20 protein-coding genes and 1 riboswitch are annotated in these 16,575 nt (G+C 49.9%); of the genes, 10 read left to right on the top strand and 10 right to left on the bottom strand.

Annotated elements, in window-relative coordinates:
* Positions 1 to 117: 117 nt before the first annotated feature.
* Positions 118 to 777, top strand: coding sequence for a quorum sensing response regulator transcription factor QseB (gene qseB / locus FQ015_RS09780; protein WP_001221493.1), 660 nt, complete (start codon positions 118 to 120; stop codon positions 775 to 777).
* Entirely contained in the window at positions 774 to 2,123 is a 1,350-nt protein-coding gene (qseC, locus tag FQ015_RS09775; RefSeq protein WP_000673345.1) for a quorum sensing histidine kinase QseC, read from the top strand. The genes qseB and qseC overlap by 4 nt, the downstream gene beginning before the upstream one ends.
* A 45-nt stretch (positions 2,124 to 2,168) precedes the next feature.
* Here qseC and FQ015_RS09770 read toward each other — a convergent pair whose 3' ends face one another.
* Entirely contained in the window at positions 2,169 to 2,501 is a 333-nt protein-coding gene (locus FQ015_RS09770) for a DUF2645 family protein (RefSeq protein ID WP_000912121.1), read from the bottom strand.
* A 315-nt stretch (positions 2,502 to 2,816) separates the two neighbouring features.
* Here FQ015_RS09770 and mdaB point away from each other — a divergent pair, with 315 nt between their 5' ends.
* Positions 2,817 to 3,398, top strand: a complete 582-nt coding sequence (gene mdaB / locus FQ015_RS09765) for an NADPH:quinone oxidoreductase MdaB (RefSeq protein WP_000065441.1) — start codon at positions 2,817 to 2,819, stop codon at positions 3,396 to 3,398.
* A 30-nt stretch (positions 3,399 to 3,428) separates the two neighbouring features.
* Positions 3,429 to 3,743 carry a putative quinol monooxygenase gene (locus tag FQ015_RS09760; RefSeq protein ID WP_000958598.1) on the top strand — a complete coding sequence of 105 codons (315 nt, stop codon included), beginning with the start codon at positions 3,429 to 3,431 and terminating at the stop codon, positions 3,741 to 3,743.
* 47 nt (positions 3,744 to 3,790) lie between these two features.
* Here FQ015_RS09760 and parE read toward each other — a convergent pair whose 3' ends face one another.
* Genes parE through nudF form a run of 5 tightly spaced genes read right to left on the bottom strand, consistent with a single transcriptional unit; the run spans position 3,791 to position 8,197 of the window.
* The gene (gene parE, locus FQ015_RS09755) at positions 3,791 to 5,683 is read right to left on the bottom strand and encodes a DNA topoisomerase IV subunit B (RefSeq protein WP_000195269.1); all 1,893 of its coding nucleotides are present in this window, start codon (positions 5,681 to 5,683) and stop codon (positions 3,791 to 3,793) included.
* Between the two features lie 28 nt (positions 5,684 to 5,711).
* On the bottom strand, positions 5,712 to 6,293 hold the full coding sequence (gene yqiA, locus FQ015_RS09750) for an esterase YqiA (RefSeq protein ID WP_000105733.1): 582 nt from the start codon (positions 6,291 to 6,293) through the stop codon (positions 5,712 to 5,714).
* On the bottom strand, positions 6,293 to 7,120 hold the full coding sequence (cpdA, locus tag FQ015_RS09745; protein ID WP_105276767.1) for a 3',5'-cyclic-AMP phosphodiesterase: 828 nt from the start codon (positions 7,118 to 7,120) through the stop codon (positions 6,293 to 6,295). The genes yqiA and cpdA overlap by 1 nt, the downstream gene beginning before the upstream one ends.
* A gap of 24 nt (positions 7,121 to 7,144) precedes the next feature.
* On the bottom strand, positions 7,145 to 7,567 hold the full coding sequence (locus FQ015_RS09740) for a DUF1249 family protein (protein ID WP_000833393.1): 423 nt from the start codon (positions 7,565 to 7,567) through the stop codon (positions 7,145 to 7,147).
* Positions 7,568 to 8,197: an ADP-ribose diphosphatase gene (gene nudF, locus FQ015_RS09735; RefSeq protein WP_000917127.1), complete on the bottom strand. Its 630-nt coding sequence runs from the start codon at positions 8,195 to 8,197 to the stop codon at positions 7,568 to 7,570.
* 204 nt (positions 8,198 to 8,401) lie between these two features.
* Here nudF and tolC point away from each other — a divergent pair, with 204 nt between their 5' ends.
* The 3 genes from tolC (at position 8,402) to FQ015_RS09720 (ending at position 11,868) form a co-directional block, all read left to right on the top strand.
* Positions 8,402 to 9,883, top strand: coding sequence for an outer membrane channel protein TolC (tolC, locus tag FQ015_RS09730; RefSeq protein WP_000735298.1), 1,482 nt, complete (start codon positions 8,402 to 8,404; stop codon positions 9,881 to 9,883).
* Positions 9,884 to 10,030: 147 nt separating this feature from the next.
* Positions 10,031 to 10,702, top strand: a complete 672-nt coding sequence (locus FQ015_RS09725; protein WP_000831534.1) for a DUF1190 family protein — start codon at positions 10,031 to 10,033, stop codon at positions 10,700 to 10,702.
* Positions 10,703 to 10,707: 5 nt separating this feature from the next.
* Positions 10,708 to 11,868 (top strand): glutathionylspermidine synthase family protein, encoded by a 1,161-nt coding sequence (locus FQ015_RS09720; RefSeq protein WP_000442860.1) that lies wholly within the window; start codon positions 10,708 to 10,710, stop codon positions 11,866 to 11,868.
* 37 nt (positions 11,869 to 11,905) lie between these two features.
* Here the strand turns inward: FQ015_RS09720 and ygiD are convergent, their stop codons facing one another.
* Positions 11,906 to 12,694, bottom strand: coding sequence for a 4,5-DOPA dioxygenase extradiol (gene ygiD, locus FQ015_RS09715; protein WP_105278339.1), 789 nt, complete (start codon positions 12,692 to 12,694; stop codon positions 11,906 to 11,908).
* Positions 12,695 to 12,836: 142 nt separating this feature from the next.
* Between ygiD and zupT the strand changes: the two genes are divergently transcribed.
* Positions 12,837 to 13,610, top strand: coding sequence for a zinc transporter ZupT (gene zupT, locus FQ015_RS09710; RefSeq protein ID WP_001295627.1), 774 nt, complete (start codon positions 12,837 to 12,839; stop codon positions 13,608 to 13,610).
* Positions 13,611 to 13,667: 57 nt separating this feature from the next.
* Here the strand turns inward: zupT and yqiD are convergent, their stop codons facing one another.
* Both yqiD and ribB read right to left on the bottom strand, forming a co-directional pair.
* Positions 13,668 to 13,838: a protein YqiD gene (gene yqiD / locus FQ015_RS09705; protein WP_000469268.1), complete on the bottom strand. Its 171-nt coding sequence runs from the start codon at positions 13,836 to 13,838 to the stop codon at positions 13,668 to 13,670.
* A 262-nt stretch (positions 13,839 to 14,100) separates the two neighbouring features.
* Entirely contained in the window at positions 14,101 to 14,754 is a 654-nt protein-coding gene (gene ribB, locus FQ015_RS09700) for a 3,4-dihydroxy-2-butanone-4-phosphate synthase (RefSeq protein WP_039021375.1), read from the bottom strand.
* A 103-nt stretch (positions 14,755 to 14,857) separates the two neighbouring features.
* Positions 14,858 to 15,006, bottom strand: a riboswitch (FMN riboswitch).
* Positions 15,007 to 15,127: 121 nt separating this feature from the next.
* Between ribB and ubiK the strand changes: the two genes are divergently transcribed.
* A complete protein-coding gene (gene ubiK / locus FQ015_RS09695) occupies positions 15,128 to 15,427 on the top strand; it encodes a ubiquinone biosynthesis accessory factor UbiK (RefSeq protein ID WP_160523995.1) in 300 nt (99 codons plus the stop codon).
* Positions 15,428 to 15,461: 34 nt separating this feature from the next.
* On the opposite strand, the gene glgS is transcribed toward ubiK, so the two are convergent.
* Complete coding sequence (gene glgS / locus FQ015_RS09690) at positions 15,462 to 15,662, bottom strand: cell surface composition regulator GlgS (RefSeq protein ID WP_001296424.1); 201 nt, start codon at positions 15,660 to 15,662, stop codon at positions 15,462 to 15,464.
* 268 nt (positions 15,663 to 15,930) lie between these two features.
* On the opposite strand from glgS, the gene FQ015_RS09685 reads away from it, so the two are divergent.
* Entirely contained in the window at positions 15,931 to 16,560 is a 630-nt protein-coding gene (locus FQ015_RS09685; protein ID WP_160523994.1) for an OB-fold-containig protein, read from the top strand.
* Positions 16,561 to 16,575: the final 15 nt, after the last annotated feature.

Genomic DNA, 16,575 nt, shown 5'->3' with positions numbered 1-16,575 from the left:
TTTAACAAGATAGTCCTTAACAACTTCTTAAGGGAAAAAAATAAAATTTAGTGCTGTACAGAGCGCGTTACAACACGGTTTACTGGCAGCAAATATGGTTATCGCAGGGATGAAAAAATGCGAATTTTACTGATAGAAGATGACATGCTGATTGGCGACGGCATCAAAACGGGCCTTAGTAAAATGGGTTTTAGCGTCGACTGGTTTACACAAGGTCGTCAGGGAAAAGAGGCGCTATATAGCGCACCTTATGATGCGGTGATCCTGGATTTAACCTTACCGGGCATGGATGGTCGCGATATTTTGCGCGAATGGCGAGAAAAAGGTCAGCGTGAGCCGGTATTGATCCTGACTGCGCGCGATGCGCTGGCGGAACGTGTAGAAGGGCTGCGTCTGGGAGCTGACGATTATCTGTGTAAACCTTTTGCGTTGATAGAAGTCGCCGCCAGGCTGGAAGCTCTGATGCGCCGAACCAACGGCCAGGCCAGCAACGAGCTGCGCCACGGCAACGTCATGCTCGACCCCGGCAAACGTATCGCCACGCTGGCTGGCGAACCCTTAACGCTGAAACCAAAAGAATTTGCCCTGCTGGAATTACTGATGCGTAACGCTGGTCGGGTACTGCCGCGCAAACTGATTGAAGAGAAACTGTATACCTGGGACGAAGAGGTCACCAGTAATGCCGTTGAAGTGCATGTGCATCATCTGCGACGCAAACTCGGTAGTGATTTTATTCGTACCGTGCATGGTATTGGCTACACATTAGGTGAGAAATGAAATTTACCCAACGTCTTAGTCTGCGAGTCAGGCTGACGCTAATCTTTTTAATTCTGGCCTCGGTGACCTGGCTGCTTTCCAGCTTTGTCGCCTGGAAACAAACAACGGATAACGTCGATGAGTTGTTCGACACCCAACTGATGCTGTTTGCCAAACGGTTAAGTACGCTCGATCTCAACGAAATCAACGCGGCGGATCGCATGGCACAGACGCCAAATAAATTAAAACACGGTCATGTTGATGACGATGCGCTGACCTTTGCCATCTTTACCCACGACGGCAGAATGGTGCTTAACGATGGGGATAACGGAGAAGATATTCCCTATAGCTATCAACGGGAAGGTTTTGCTGACGGGCAACTGGTGGGCGATAAAGATCCCTGGCGTTTTGTCTGGATGACCTCACCAGATGGCAAATATCGCATCGTTGTTGGTCAGGAATGGGAATACCGTGAAGACATGGCGCTGGCGATTGTTGCCGGGCAATTGATCCCGTGGCTTGTCGCACTGCCGATTATGTTAATCATCATGATGGTACTACTGGGTCGTGAACTCGCGCCGCTGAACAAACTGGCGCTGGCACTACGTATGCGTGACCCTGACTCGGAAAAACCACTAAACGCGACGGGCGTACCCAGCGAAGTGCGTCCACTGGTTGAGTCGTTGAATCAACTGTTCGCCCGCACACATGCGATGATGGTTCGTGAACGACGCTTTACCTCCGACGCAGCTCACGAACTTCGTAGCCCGTTAACGGCGCTGAAAGTGCAAACCGAAGTTGCGCAGCTCTCTGACGATGATCCGCAGGCGCGGAAAAAAGCGCTGCTTCAATTACATTCCGGAATCGATCGTGCTACTCGTCTGGTTGATCAACTGCTCACGCTATCGCGGCTGGACTCACTGGATAACCTTCAGGACGTCGCGGAGATCCCGCTTGAAGATCTCCTGCAATCGTCGGTGATGGATATTTACCACACGGCGCAGCAGGCGAAAATTGACGTGCGACTGACACTCAATGCCCACGGCATCAAACGCACCGGACAACCGCTATTGCTAAGTTTGTTGGTGCGAAATTTGCTGGATAACGCCGTGCGCTACAGTCCACAAGGTAGCGTGGTGGACGTCACGCTGAATGCCGATAATTTCATCGTGAGGGATAACGGCCCCGGTGTGACACCAGAGGCACTGGCGAGAATTGGCGAACGCTTCTATCGCCCACCCGGACAAACCGCTACCGGCAGTGGACTTGGGCTTTCAATTGTCCAGCGAATCGCCAAGCTGCATGGCATGAATGTTGAGTTTGGGAATGCGGAACAAGGTGGATTTGAGGCGAAAGTAAGCTGGTAACTTCTCTGTCTATGAGAGCCGTTAAAACGACTCTCATAGATTTTATTAATAGCAAAATATAAACCGTCCCCAAAAAAGCCACCAACCACAAACCAAACAAATAACGAGCGAGATTACATATAACCAAAACTCAAACATTTCTCGCACAAAGAGTTTTCTTAAGATAATAATAATAAGTGGCGTCAGAAGAAAAAATGCTGCAATCATTGTTTGCAATATACGATCTTCGCCTGAAACGGAAGGTATACTGCAAATATTGTCTCCCGACTCAAGCATCCAGTCATACTTATTGAATGCAAAAAAAGCATCTATTAACCAATAAGTAAGCATTATATATAACAGAGCTTCAAATATTGTTTGAATTTTATGCTTTAACATATGTTAGCACGCTCATAAAAATCCATTTATAATTATCAACGTGACGCGTTGATATTTTCATTTTTACTTATCCAACGCCATATTTTTAATCCCAAAAAACCGAACCAAACCTGTAAATTAATCCGGTGCGAGTAGGAATTATGAGGAATGGCTATCAGTATTGTCATTTTCAGAAAATATTTATCCTGCATCGGTGAATCGGAGCAAGATCAGACTTTTGCTAAATTCGCAAAAGACTTTGCACATTTTGCTAATTTCACCGTACCGCTCTGTGACGTACTATAGTCGGCAAACGTCTCACCTTGAGGTTAAAAAATGAGCAACATCCTGATTATCAACGGCGCGAAAAAATTCGCCCACTCCAATGGTCAACTGAACGACACCCTGACCGAAGTCGCGGATGGCACACTGCGCGACCTCGGGCATGATGTCCGCATCGTTCGCGCCGAGAGCGACTACGATGTCAAAGCGGAAGTACAAAACTTTCTCTGGGCTGATGTGGTGATCTGGCAGATGCCAGGCTGGTGGATGGGCGCGCCGTGGACAGTGAAAAAATATATTGATGATGTATTCACCGAAGGTCACGGGACTCTATATGCCAGCGATGGTCGTACCCGCAAAGATCCATCAAAAAAATACGGTTCCGGCGGCCTGGTACAGGGCAAAAAATATATGCTTTCACTGACCTGGAACGCACCAATGGAAGCCTTCACCGAAAAAGATCAGTTCTTCCACGGCGTTGGTGTTGACGGTGTGTACCTGCCGTTCCATAAAGCAAACCAATTCCTTGGCATGGAACCGCTGCCGACATTTATCGCTAATGACGTGATAAAAATGCCTGATGTTCCCCGCTATACTGAAGAATATCGCAAGCATCTTGTGGAAATTTTTGGTTAACTAGAGCTCTGGCTTTAGAAGGAGTTAACCATGCTTACCGTAATCGCAGAAATCCGTACTCGTCCTGGTCAACATCACCGTCAGGCAGTGTTGGATCAGTTTGCTAAAATCGTTCCAACCGTACTGAAAGAAGAAGGTTGCCACGGCTATGCGCCAATGGTGGATTGTGCTGCTGGCGTGAGTTTCCAGTCTATGGCACCGGATTCTATCGTGATGATTGAGCAGTGGGAAAGCATCGCGCACCTTGAAGCGCATCTGCAAACCCCGCACATGAAGGCGTACAGCGAAGCCGTAAAAGGCGACGTGCTGGAGATGAATATTCGTATTCTGCAGCCAGGGATTTAATCCTGCCTTGTTTGCCCGGCCATCCTGACCGGGCAATGTTCTTTCCTTTAAACCTCAATCTCCGCCATGTCGCCTTTCTCTTGCAACCAGTTACGGCGATCTTCCGAGCGTTTCTTCGCCAGTAGCATGTCCATCATCGCGTCAGTACGCTGATCGTCTTCATCATCGATGGTCAACTGCACCAGACGGCGAGTATTCGGATCAAGCGTGGTTTCGCGCAATTGCATCGGGTTCATTTCCCCCAGACCTTTAAAACGCTGAACGTTCGGCTTGCCTTTCTTGCGTTTTAATTGCTCGAGCACGCCCTCTTTTTCTTCTTCTGTCAGCGCGTAATAAACCTCTTTTCCAAGGTCAATACGGTAGAGCGGTGGCAGAGCAACGTAAACGTGACCGTGTTTCACCAACGCGCGGAAGTGTTTTACAAACAAAGCGCAAAGCAGCGTGGCAATGTGCAGACCATCGGAGTCCGCATCCGCCAGAATACAGATCTTGCCATAACGCAGTTGGCTAAGATCGTCACTGTCAGGATCGATACCGATCGCTACCGAAATATCGTGCACTTCCTGCGAAGCAAGCACTTCATCAGAAGAGACTTCCCAGGTGTTAAGGATCTTACCTTTCAACGGCATGATCGCCTGATATTCACGATCGCGCGCCTGCTTGGCAGAGCCGCCTGCGGAGTCACCTTCCACGAGGAACAGTTCAGTACGGTTAAGGTCCTGCGCGGTACAGTCAGCCAGTTTGCCAGGCAGTGCCGGGCCGCTGGTCAGCTTTTTACGCACCACTTTCTTGGCCGCACGCATACGGCGCTGGGCGCTGGAAATCGCCATTTCTGCCAACAGTTCAGCCGCCTGAACGTTCTGGTTCAGCCACAGGATGAAAGCATCTTTCACTACGCCAGAAACGAATGCCGCACATTGACGCGAGGAGAGGCGCTCTTTGGTCTGCCCGGCAAACTGTGGATCCTGCATTTTTACTGACAGCACATAGGCGCAGCGATCCCAGATATCTTCCGCTGATAGCTTCACGCCGCGCGGCAGAATGTTGCGGTATTCACAGAACTCGCGCATTGCGTCCAGCAGGCCCTGACGCAAACCGTTAACGTGCGTACCGCCCTGCATCGTAGGGATCAGGTTGACGTAGCTTTCGGTCAGCAGTTCTCCGCCTTCCGGCAGCCACAGTAGCGCCCAGTCCACCGCTTCAGTATCGCCAGCGAAATTACCGATAAACGGTTTTTCCGGCAGCGTCGGTAAACCGTTTACCGCTTCCGCCAGGTAATCGTTCAGACCGTCCTGATAGCACCAGCGTTGTTCGGTGTTGTTGATCTCATCTTTAAAAGTGATCTCAACGCCCGGGCACAGTACCGCTTTGGCTTTCAGCACATGCGTCAGGCGTGAAACAGAGAAACGCGGGCTGTCAAAGAAGGCTTCATCCGGCCAGAAGTGCACGCTGGTACCGGTATTGCGTTTACCGCAAGTGCCAACAACCTGCAAATCCTGTACCTTTTCGCCATTTTCAAAGGCGATGTTATAGATCTGACCATCGCGGCGTACGTTAACTTCTACGCGCTTCGACAGGGCGTTAACCACCGAAATCCCCACGCCATGCAGGCCGCCAGAGAACTGGTAGTTTTTGTTAGAAAATTTACCACCCGCGTGCAAACGGCAAAGAATCAGTTCGACCGCCGGAACGCCTTCTTCAGGGTGAATATCCACCGGCATCCCGCGACCATCATCAATCACTTCTAACGACTGGTCAGCATGTAAAATAACGTCCACGCGTTTTGCGTGACCCGCCAGTGCTTCATCGACACTGTTATCAATGACTTCTTGCCCCAAATGGTTAGGGCGCGTGGTATCGGTATACATCCCCGGGCGGCGGCGAACCGGCTCAAGCCCGGTGAGTACCTCAATGGCATCAGCGTTATAAGTTTGCGTCATGGTTTAAGTTAGCAATTCGAGTTGATCGTCAGAGATGGTGCAGACCAAGAAAATCGACGATCGGGTTGAAATAATCTTCGAAGCCTGTGAATGCATGGTTGCCGCCTTCTATAACAGTCTGGCGGCAGGAAGCGTAGTACGCCACCGCCTGGCGGTAATCCAGCACTTCATCTCCCGTCTGTTGCAGCAGCCAGATCAAATCCGGCGCTTCCAGCGGGTCAATCTGCATGACTTTGAGATCGTAAATATGGCGTGACTCTAGCACATATTGCTGCCCGGTGTAGGGGTTCTCGTTCTGACCGAGATAGTCCGTCAACAGTTCAAACGGGCGCACCGCTGGGTTTACCACCACGGCGGGTAGCATAAAACATTGCGACAACCAGGTGGCGTAATATCCCCCCAGTGATGAACCGACGATCCCCAGTGAATCGCCGCCATGTTCCAGGACAATGGATTCCAGCAGTTCTGCCGCGTCGGAAGGATACGGCGGCAACTGCGGAATGATCATCTCAACGTCAGGGTGATGTTCCGCCAGCCAGTTTTTCAACAAGCTCGCTTTCGCAGAACGCGGCGAACTATTGAAACCGTGTAAATAAAGAAGCGTCGACATCAGTAACCTTCTGAAGCGGTATCTGGTTGGAAACGGGAGTCTGCCAGGCGGTGCACCTCGGTGGTCAGCGTACCATCAGCATGTAACTCGAGCGTACGCCAGCCAGGCGCGATGGTGTCCAGCGTAAAGTTGGAACAATGCGGCTTAAACTGTACACAGGTCGATGGCGTTGCCAGCAGGCGGCGACCATTCCAGTCGAGATCCAGCTCCTGATGGATATGTCCACACAGCAAGTATTTAACGTTCGGAAACTTCGCCAGCACGTTATCCAGTTCGCCCGCGTTACGCAGACTGTGTTGGTCGAGCCAGCTACAACCCGCAGGTAGCGGATGATGGTGCAGCAGCAGCAACGTATGGCGTTCTGGCGCATCGGCCAGTTTACGTTCCAGCCACTCAAGCTGAAACTCGCTCAGCTCACCGTGCGGCACGCCAAACACCTGGCTATCCAGCAACAGGATTTGCCATTGCTCACCAATAAACACCCGCTTCGCCGGGGAGATCCCCGCATCCTGTAGCGCGCTGTACATCGCAGGCTGAAAATCGTGGTTGCCCGGCAGCCAGACGCAGGGCGCACGAAAACTTGCGATGCCTTCAGCGAAATGCTGATAGGCCGCAGAGGATTGATCCTGCGCTAAATCACCGGTCGCGACAATCAGGTCGAATTCGTGCTGGTGTGGACGAATCGCCTCCAGCACCGCCTGGTAGCTTTCCCAGGTATTTACCCCCAACAGGGCTTCGTGCTTTTGCGCAAACAGGTGAGTGTCGGTAATTTGTAAAATCCTGACTCTGGCCTCACCAGCCAGAGGAAGGGTTAACAGGCTTTCCAAATGGTGTCCTTAGGTTTCACGACGCTAATAAACCGGAATCGCCATCGCTCCATGTGCTAAACAGTATCGCAACCAGTCCGCTAAAAACTGGTTAATTTGATGCTTTTCGTCGCGTTGATGCAACTTTTTATTAGGATAATCATACCGCGCTTTGAAGCGAAAAATCTGCTGACTTGAACACACTTCAGCCACCATCGCGTCATGATACAGACGCACCGTCATTGACGGAAGGCTCCAGTAACTGATCGCGGGCGCAGTCTGTTCGATTGTCACCAGGGTAGTGTATCGGGTCGATTCCACAATCGTTAGCCGATATTGTGCGTTTGCCACCTGATAGCTTACAGTTTCGCCGGGTGCGTCATTGCGCGGTAACAAACGCCGCAATTGTGAAAAGTTCATCTCGCACAGGCGCATCATTTCAGGAAAGTCAGGTGTGTAACGCTTCATTTATGCCCACTCATTTTTTAACGCTTGATGATGCAGCTGCAGCCATTGCAAAGCGATGACCGACGCTGCGTTGTCGATTTTCCCCTCTTCTACCCATTGGTATGCCTGTTCCCGGCTTACCACATGAACGCGAATATCTTCGTTTTCATCAGCCAGACCGTGAATACCGCTTGCGGTCGTGGCGTCCACTTCGCCCACCATAATTGACGAACGCTCACTGGTGCCCCCAGGGCTTGCCAGGAAACTTAACACCGGTTTGGTCCGTTTGACTATCAGTCCCGCCTCTTCAATCGCTTCGCGACGGGCGACATCTTCCACACTTTCACCCTCTTCAATCATCCCGGCCACCATCTCCAGTAGCCAGGGGGTTTCGCTGGTGTCATACGCGGCAATCCGAATCTGCTCAATCAGCACAACTTCATCGCGCACTGGGTCAAAGGGTAGCAAGACTGCGGCGTGACCGCGCTCAAAAATTTCCCGCCGTACCTCACGACTCATTTGCCCGTTGAATAGACGATGACGAAATCTATAAAGATCTAATGAAAAAAAGCCGCGATAAAGTGTTTCTCGTGCAATAATTTCAACATCGTTTTTGCCAAAAGTAACGGGCAGGTTGTCTGGCTTAAGCATTGTTAATGTCCTGGCACTAATAGTGAATTAAATGTGAATTTCAGCGACGTTTGACTGCCGTTTGAGCAGTCATGTGTTAAATTGAGGCACATTAACGCCCTATGGCACGTAACGCCAACCTTTTGCGGTAGCGGCTTCTGCTAGAATCCGCAATAATTTTACAGTTTGATCGCGCTAAATACTGCTTCACCACAAGGAATGCAAATGAAGAAATTGCTCCCCATTCTTATCGGCCTGAGCCTTTCTGGGTTCAGTACGTTGAGCCAGGCCGAGAACCTGATGCAAGTTTATCAGCAAGCACGCCTTAGTAACCCGGAATTGCGTAAGTCTGCCGCCGATCGTGATGCTGCCTTTGAAAAAATTAATGAAGCGCGCAGTCCATTACTGCCACAGCTAGGTTTAGGTGCAGATTACACCTATAGCAACGGCTACCGCGACGCGAACGGCATCAACTCTAACGCGACCAGTGCGTCCCTGCAGTTAACTCAATCCATTTTTGATATGTCGAAATGGCGTGCGTTAACGCTACAGGAAAAAGCAGCGGGTATTCAGGACGTCACGTATCAGACCGATCAACAAACCTTGATCCTCAACACCGCGACCGCTTATTTCAACGTGTTGAATGCCATTGATGTTCTTTCCTATACGCAGGCGCAAAAAGAAGCGATCTACCGTCAGTTAGATCAAACCACTCAACGTTTTAACGTGGGCCTGGTGGCGATCACCGACGTGCAGAACGCCCGTGCACAGTACGATACCGTGCTGGCGAATGAAGTGACCGCACGTAATAACCTCGATAACGCGGTAGAGCAACTGCGTCAGATCACCGGTAATTACTATCCGGAACTGGCGGCACTGAATGTCGATAACTTTAAAACCGACAAACCACAGCCGGTTAACGCACTGCTGAAAGAAGCCGAAAAACGCAACCTGTCGCTGTTACAGGCACGCTTGAGTCAGGACCTGGCGCGCGAGCAAATTCGCCAGGCGCAGGATGGTCACTTACCGACTCTGGATTTAACGGCTTCTACCGGGATATCTGACACCTCATATAGCGGTTCGAAAACTCGTGGTGCCGCTGGTACCCAGTATGACGATAGCAATATGGGACAGAACAAAGTTGGCCTGAGCTTCTCGCTGCCGATTTATCAGGGCGGAATGGTTAACTCGCAGGTGAAACAGGCACAGTACAACTTTGTTGGTGCCAGCGAACAACTGGAAAGCGCGCATCGTAGCGTCGTGCAAACCGTGCGTTCCTCCTTCAACAACATTAATGCTTCTATCAGCAGCATTAACGCCTACAAACAAGCCGTAGTTTCCGCTCAAAGCTCATTAGACGCGATGGAAGCGGGCTACTCGGTCGGTACGCGTACCATTGTTGATGTGCTGGATGCCACCACCACGCTGTACAACGCCAAGCAAGAGCTGGCGAATGCGCGTTATAACTACCTGATTAACCAGTTGAATATTAAATCAGCTCTGGGTACGTTGAACGAGCAGGATCTGCTGGCACTGAACAATGCGCTGAGCAAACCGGTTTCCACTAATCCAGAAAACGTTGCGCCGCAAACGCCAGAACAAAATGCTATTGCTGATGGTTATGCACCAGATAGCCCGGCCCCAGCCGTTCAGCAAGCATCCGCACGCACTACCACCAGTAACGGTCATAACCCTTTCCGTAACTGATGCTGACGACGGGGCTTCGGCCCCGTCTGAACGTAAGGCAACGTAAAGATACGGGTTTTCTGCCGCATTCTTCCCCCTTCTCGCTTCAATTTCGACCAGCCATCCTCTATTCTGATGGGTATTTACCACTGGTCCCGGAAGACAAAAATGAAACGGACAAAATCCATACGCCACGCATCGTTCCGCAAAAACTGGAGCGCACGCCATCTGACACCTGTCGCTCTTGCTGTTGCCACTGTTTTTATGCTGGCAGGCTGTGAAAAGAGTGATGAAACAGTGTCTCTCTATCAAAATGCTGACGACTGTTCAGCTGCAAACCCAGGCAAAAGCGCCGAATGTACCACTGCGTACAACAATGCGCTGAAAGAAGCCGAACGTACTGCGCCGAAATACGCCACTCGTGAAGACTGTATTGCTGAATTTGGCGAAGGCCAGTGCCAGCAGGCACCAGCCCAGGCTGGTATGGCACCAGAAAACCAGGCGCAGGCCCAGCAATCCAGCGGGAGTTTCTGGATGCCGCTGATGGCCGGTTACATGATGGGGCGTCTGATGGGCGGCGGCGCGGGCTTTGCACAACAGCCGCTGTTCTCCTCGAAAAACCCAGCCAGCCCGGCTTACGGTAAATATACCGACGCGACGGGTAAAAACTATGGCGCAGCGCAGCCAGGCCGCACCATGACCGTACCGAAGACAGCTATGGCGCCAAAACCGGCGACCACCACTACCGTTACCCGCGGTGGCTTTGGTGAATCTGTTGCCAAACAAAGCACCATGCAGCGTAGCGCAACTGGCACCTCTTCTCGTTCAATGGGTGGCTGATACCGATGGAAAGAGTCAGTATTACCGAGCGTCCGGACTGGCGCGAAAAAGCCCACGAATACGGTTTCAATTTTCACACCATGTACGGAGAGCCATACTGGTGTGAAGATGCTTACTACAAGTTGACCCTCGCCCAGGTTGAAAAGCTGGAAGAAGTCACTGCCGAACTGCACCAGATGTGCCTGAAAGTGGTGGAAAAAGTGATCGCCAGCGATGAGCTGATGACTAAATTCCGCATTCCAAAACATACCTGGAGTTTTGTGCGCCAGTCATGGCTGACTCACCAGCCATCGCTTTATTCGCGTCTTGATCTGGCGTGGGATGGTACTGGCGAACCTAAACTTCTGGAAAATAACGCCGATACGCCAACCTCACTATACGAGGCAGCGTTCTTTCAGTGGATCTGGCTGGAAGATCAGCTTAACGCGGGCAACCTGCCGGAAGGCAGCGACCAGTTTAACAGTCTGCAAGAAAAGCTTATTGATCGCTTTGTCGAGTTGCGTGAACAGTATGGCTTCCAGTTGCTGCATCTCACCTGCTGTCGCGACACGGTGGAAGATCGCGGAACCATTCAGTATTTGCAGGACTGCGCGACAGAAGCTGAAATCGCTACTGAATTCCTCTACATCGACGATATCGGTTTAGGCGAAAAAGGTCAGTTCACGGATTTACAGGATCAGGTGATTTCTAACCTGTTCAAGCTGTATCCGTGGGAATTTATGCTGCGTGAGATGTTCTCCACCAAGCTGGAGGATGCAGGCGTACGCTGGCTGGAACCGGCGTGGAAGAGCATTATCTCCAACAAAGCGCTTCTGCCGCTACTGTGGGAGATGTTCCCGAATCACCCGAACCTGCTGCCCGCTTATTTTGCGGAAGATGATCATCCGCAAATGGAAAAATATGTGGTTAAACCGATCTTCTCCCGTGAAGGCGCAAACGTGTCGATCATTGAGAACGGCAAAACCATTGAAGCAGCGGAAGGTCCGTATGGCGAAGAAGGGATGATTGTTCAGCAATTCCACCCGTTACCGAAATTCGGCGACAGCTATATGCTGATTGGTAGCTGGCTGGTGAACGATCAACCTGCCGGAATTGGCATTCGTGAAGACCGTGCATTGATCACCCAAGATATGTCTCGGTTTTATCCACATATTTTTGTTGAATAAGCCATGATACCGGATGGCACTCGCCATCCGGTAATTATTAGCCTATCTGCACCGACAACATACTTAAACTGCCCATTTCTATACCATCGACCGGAATGGTAATTGGCTCCTGCCCATCCCACGCACCTAAGACATACAACAACGGCAGATAGTGCTCTGGCGTTGGGTTCGATAACGCGCCACCTTCATGGTCGAGATAATTCACCAGAGGATGCTGCTCTACCGGTCCTTGCCACGTCAGATTCGCTTTCACATACTCATTAAATGACGTCGCCCACGGATATGGTGAACTATCACCGTGCCACTTCACCGTACGCAGGTTATGCACCACGTTACCGCTGGCGACCAACATTATTCCTTCGTCTCGCAGAGCCGCCAGTTTACGCCCCATCTCAAAGTGCCAGGCGGCAGGTTTGGTACTGTCGATACTCAACTGCACCATCGGGATATCGGCGTCAGGATACATCTTAATCAGCACGCCCCAGGAACCGTGGTCAAAGCCCCAGGCTTCTTTATCCAGCGTCACAGGGACCGGCGCTAACAGCTCAACCAGACGCTGTGCCAGCGCAGGCGAACCCGGAGCAGGATAATGGGTGTCGTACAGCGCCTGCGGAAAACCGCCAAAATCATGAATCGTGGGCGGCGTCTCCATCGCGGTCACTCCAGTTCCACGGGTAAACCAGTGAGCCGAAACCACCACAATCGCTTGTGGGCGTGGCAATGTCATCCCCAACTTCTGCCAGCTGCGGGTATACAAATTATCTTCCAGCACGTTCATCGGACTACCGTGACCTAAAAACAATGCTGGCATACGTGTTGAAGACATGATGATATCCTTAACTAAAGGTGTCATTTTGATATCCTCACAATACGCTTGTTCGGCGGAGTAAGAACCCGGATAACAATGATGATGATCATCAGTTATTTTGACGATCTGCCTGAAGGTAAAGATTTATAAGGAGTTGTCGATGTCAGTACCTCTCATTCTGACCATACTGGCGGGGGCAGCCACGTTTATTGGCGCGTTTCTCGGCGTTCTCGGACAAAAACCCTCGAACCGCTTACTGGCGTTTTCGCTAGGATTTGCGGCGGGGATTATGTTGCTCATCTCATTAATGGAAATGCTTCCTGCCGCATTAGCCGCCGAAGGAATGTCGCCTGTGCTGGGTTATGGAATGTTTATCTTCGGTCTGCTTGGCTATTTTGGTCTGGACCGCATGTTGCCACATGCGCATCCGCAGGATTTAATGCAAAAATCGGTGCAGCCGTTGCCAAAATCGATCAAGCGCACAGCCATTCTGCTCACTCTCGGCATCAGTCTGCATAACTTCCCGGAAGGCATTGCCACCTTTGTCACGGCGAGCAGTAACCTGGAGCTGGGCTTTGGCATCGCGCTGGCTGTTGCATTGCATAATATTCCTGAAGGTCTGGCAGTTGCGGGGCCGGTTTACGCGGCAACGGGGTCAAAACGCACCGCAATTTTGTGGGCGGGCATTTCTGGGCTGGCAGAAATTCTTGGTGGTGTTCTGGCGTGGTTAATCCTCGGTAGCATGATTTCTCCGGTGGTCATGGCGGCAATCATGGCGGCGGTTGCAGGAATTATGGTGGCGCTCTCGGTTGATGAATTAATGCCGCTAGCTAAAGAGATTGACCCCAATAATAACCCCAGCTATGGCGTCCTATGTGGAATGTCAGTGATGGGATTCAGTTTAGTGCTACTACAAACGGCGGGAATTGGTTAAAAGCAACATCAGAAGTTGTCCAGCGCATGGACAACTTCTGCCAGCTTCACTAAAGCCCTATTCTACCTTCTCGGCTGTCTCTTCTCTCGTACTGTTTAAGTATTTATTCCGCGCTTCAAGCAGTGCGTCTCTGTCCTGACGAAACGCCCGACAATAACGTTTCAAATGCAGTAAATAACCCACCACAACCAGAGCAATCAATACAATCCAGTACCAGGCGATAAACATCCTTTTACCCTTAATATTTAACAATACTAAACATTTAGCGCATAAAATTCACATATCCTTTTTCGGATATATTCATATGGTCGCATAATAACGGAACAATTATATGATTTTGATCATAATGGAAAAGAATGCCTGATATTAATGAAATTTTCTCATAGAAAGAGAAGAGGAATTAACATCTTGCATAACAAGAGCAAAATAAAAACCGAAGCCAGTAATAGCTTCGGTTTCTTGATTAACGCGGTAAATTAAGCAGCGGTTTTCAGCTAGCTTTACGCTCATGTGCCTGACGGTATGCCACCAGGTCTTCAATAGTCACGAGCGCCATATTGTGTTTCTTGGCAAACTCAATGCACTCTGGCGCACGCGCCATCGTGCCATCGTCATTAGTCAGCTCACACAACACACCAGCTGGTTTAAAGCCTGCCAGCGTCATCAGATCAATAGTCGCTTCGGTATGGCCGCCACGCGTCAGCACACCACCCGCCTGCGCGCGCAGTGGGAAAACGTGGCCAGGACGATTCAGATCAGAAGGTTTAGCGCCATCGGCAATCGCAGCACGAACGGTCGTAATACGGTCAGCGGCAGAAACACCGGTAGTCACCCCTTCAGCCGCTTCAATGGTCACGGTAAAACCGGTGCCATAGGCGCTGGTGTTATTTTCTACCATCATTGGCAGATCGAGTTGTTTACGGCGATCTTCAGTGATGCACAGGCAAACAATACCGCTACCGTGGCGAATGGTCAGCGCCATCTGCTCAACGGTCATGGTTTCTGCCGGGAAGATCATATCGCCTTCGTTTTCACGGTCTTCATCATCAAGCACCATTACACCGCGTCCTTCACGCAGCGCAGCCAGTGCATTTTCAACACGTTCGAAAGGCGTACCAAAAGAGGAAAGTAGCGTCTGATTCATGGTAAAAAAACCTCACTAAAATTATGGTTACCAGAATCAGGGCAGTCTTAGGAGTGGCGGCATATAGCCAAAATAACGTGAGCGGGTCCATGCCCGACAGAATCGTTACTCTCTCCCATCCGGACTCTAACCGTCGGCCCCGGAATTACACCGGATCTGCTGTCCTTTGAGTTCGCACCCAAAGCGCTCGCGGGCTTTCAACTGAGTTGATTTACCGCCGGTGGGGAATTTCGCCCCGCCCTGAGAATAAGCGGATTCACTATAACGCTAATGATTAGCGGCAGCAACGCATAGCTTCACATTATTCTGGTTTATGACTTACCCTTATCGCACTACAATGGCACTCAACACCTATCAGTACAGGGAAACTACAATGATTGACCCGAAAAAAATTGAGCAAATCGCTCGCCAGGTTCACGAATCAATGCCTAAAGGAATCAGGGAGTTCGGGGAAGATGTGGAGAAAAAAATCCGCCAAACCCTACAAGCGCAGTTGACGCGTCTCGATCTGGTAAGCCGCGAAGAATTCGACGTTCAGACGCAAGTCCTGTTACGGACTCGTGAAAAACTGGCGTTACTGGAACAACGCATCAGCGAACTGGAAACGCGCAATAATCCTGTAGCAGATCTTCAATCTCCTCCGGCTATCCCGCCTATTGATAAAACAGAATAAAGCAACACAAAAACGGGCCAGACGGCCCGTAATATCAGTGTTCTAATTCAAGTTCTCTGGTTTGCATCATTTGTTGGCAATACCAGGCATAACGTGCGCAAAACCAGGTTCTATGTTCTTCATCCATGTTACCAGTAACGGCCAGAATATCGACCGGGCGACCTTCTGCGTGCATTCTGGCAAAACTACGCGCCAGGAAATCGAAATTATTTAAAGAATTAAGACTATGATCCATAAGCACATCCTCCGGTTATCGCATACCTTTTAAGGCCATATGCTTTTTCTGATTTCAGTATTCCCCAATCAGTGTAGTGCCTTTAAACATAACGTGCGTAAATATATTGTCCCCGATCACACTTTTTAGTGAAAAATAAAAAACCATATTAAAAGACTTTCTCTTCCAGAACTTCTCTAACATGTGTTATTATTAACAAAGATAAATGTAAGCAAGGAAATTATCGCAAAATAAATATTGCGTCACTAAATGGACATTGGAGTGACATATGAGTTTATTCGCTGACTATAACACCCCTTATCTTTTCGCTATTTCTTTTGTACTTTTGATCGGCCTTTTAGAAATTTTTGCACTTATCTGCGGTCACATGCTCTCCGGTGCTCTTGATGCACATCTTGACCATTATGATTCCATAACCACAGGTCATATTAGCCAGGCACTTCATTATCTCAATTTTGGAAGATTGCCAGCTCTCGTCGTTCTCTGCTTACATGCTGGTTTTTTTGGCCTTATTGGCATCCTGCTACAGCAGGTCTGCATCATGGTCTGGCAATCACCACTCACAAATCTGTTTGTGGTTCCTGTCAGTTTACTGCTAACGATTATTGCAGTGCATTATACCGGTAAAGTAATTGCGCCCTGGTTACCACGAGATCATAGCACTGCTATTACAGAAGACGATTATATTGGCTGCATGGCATTAATTACCGGACATCAGGCCACTTCAGGTAACCCCTGTGAAGGAAAACTCACCGATCAATTTGGCCAAATACATTATTTACTACTGGAACCTGAAGAAGAAAAAACTTTCACTAAAGGAGACAAAGTATTAATTATTTGCCAACTTTCTGCAACGCGATATTTGGCGGAAAAAAATCCCTGGCCCCAAATACTATAATTTATTAATCAAAAG

This window comes from Escherichia sp. HH26CH, from assembly GCF_009820205.1.
Lineage (GTDB): Bacteria > Pseudomonadota > Gammaproteobacteria > Enterobacterales > Enterobacteriaceae > Escherichia > Escherichia coli_F.
Note: the sequence above shows the minus strand (reverse complement) of the source record. Positions and strands in the feature narration are given on the sequence as shown.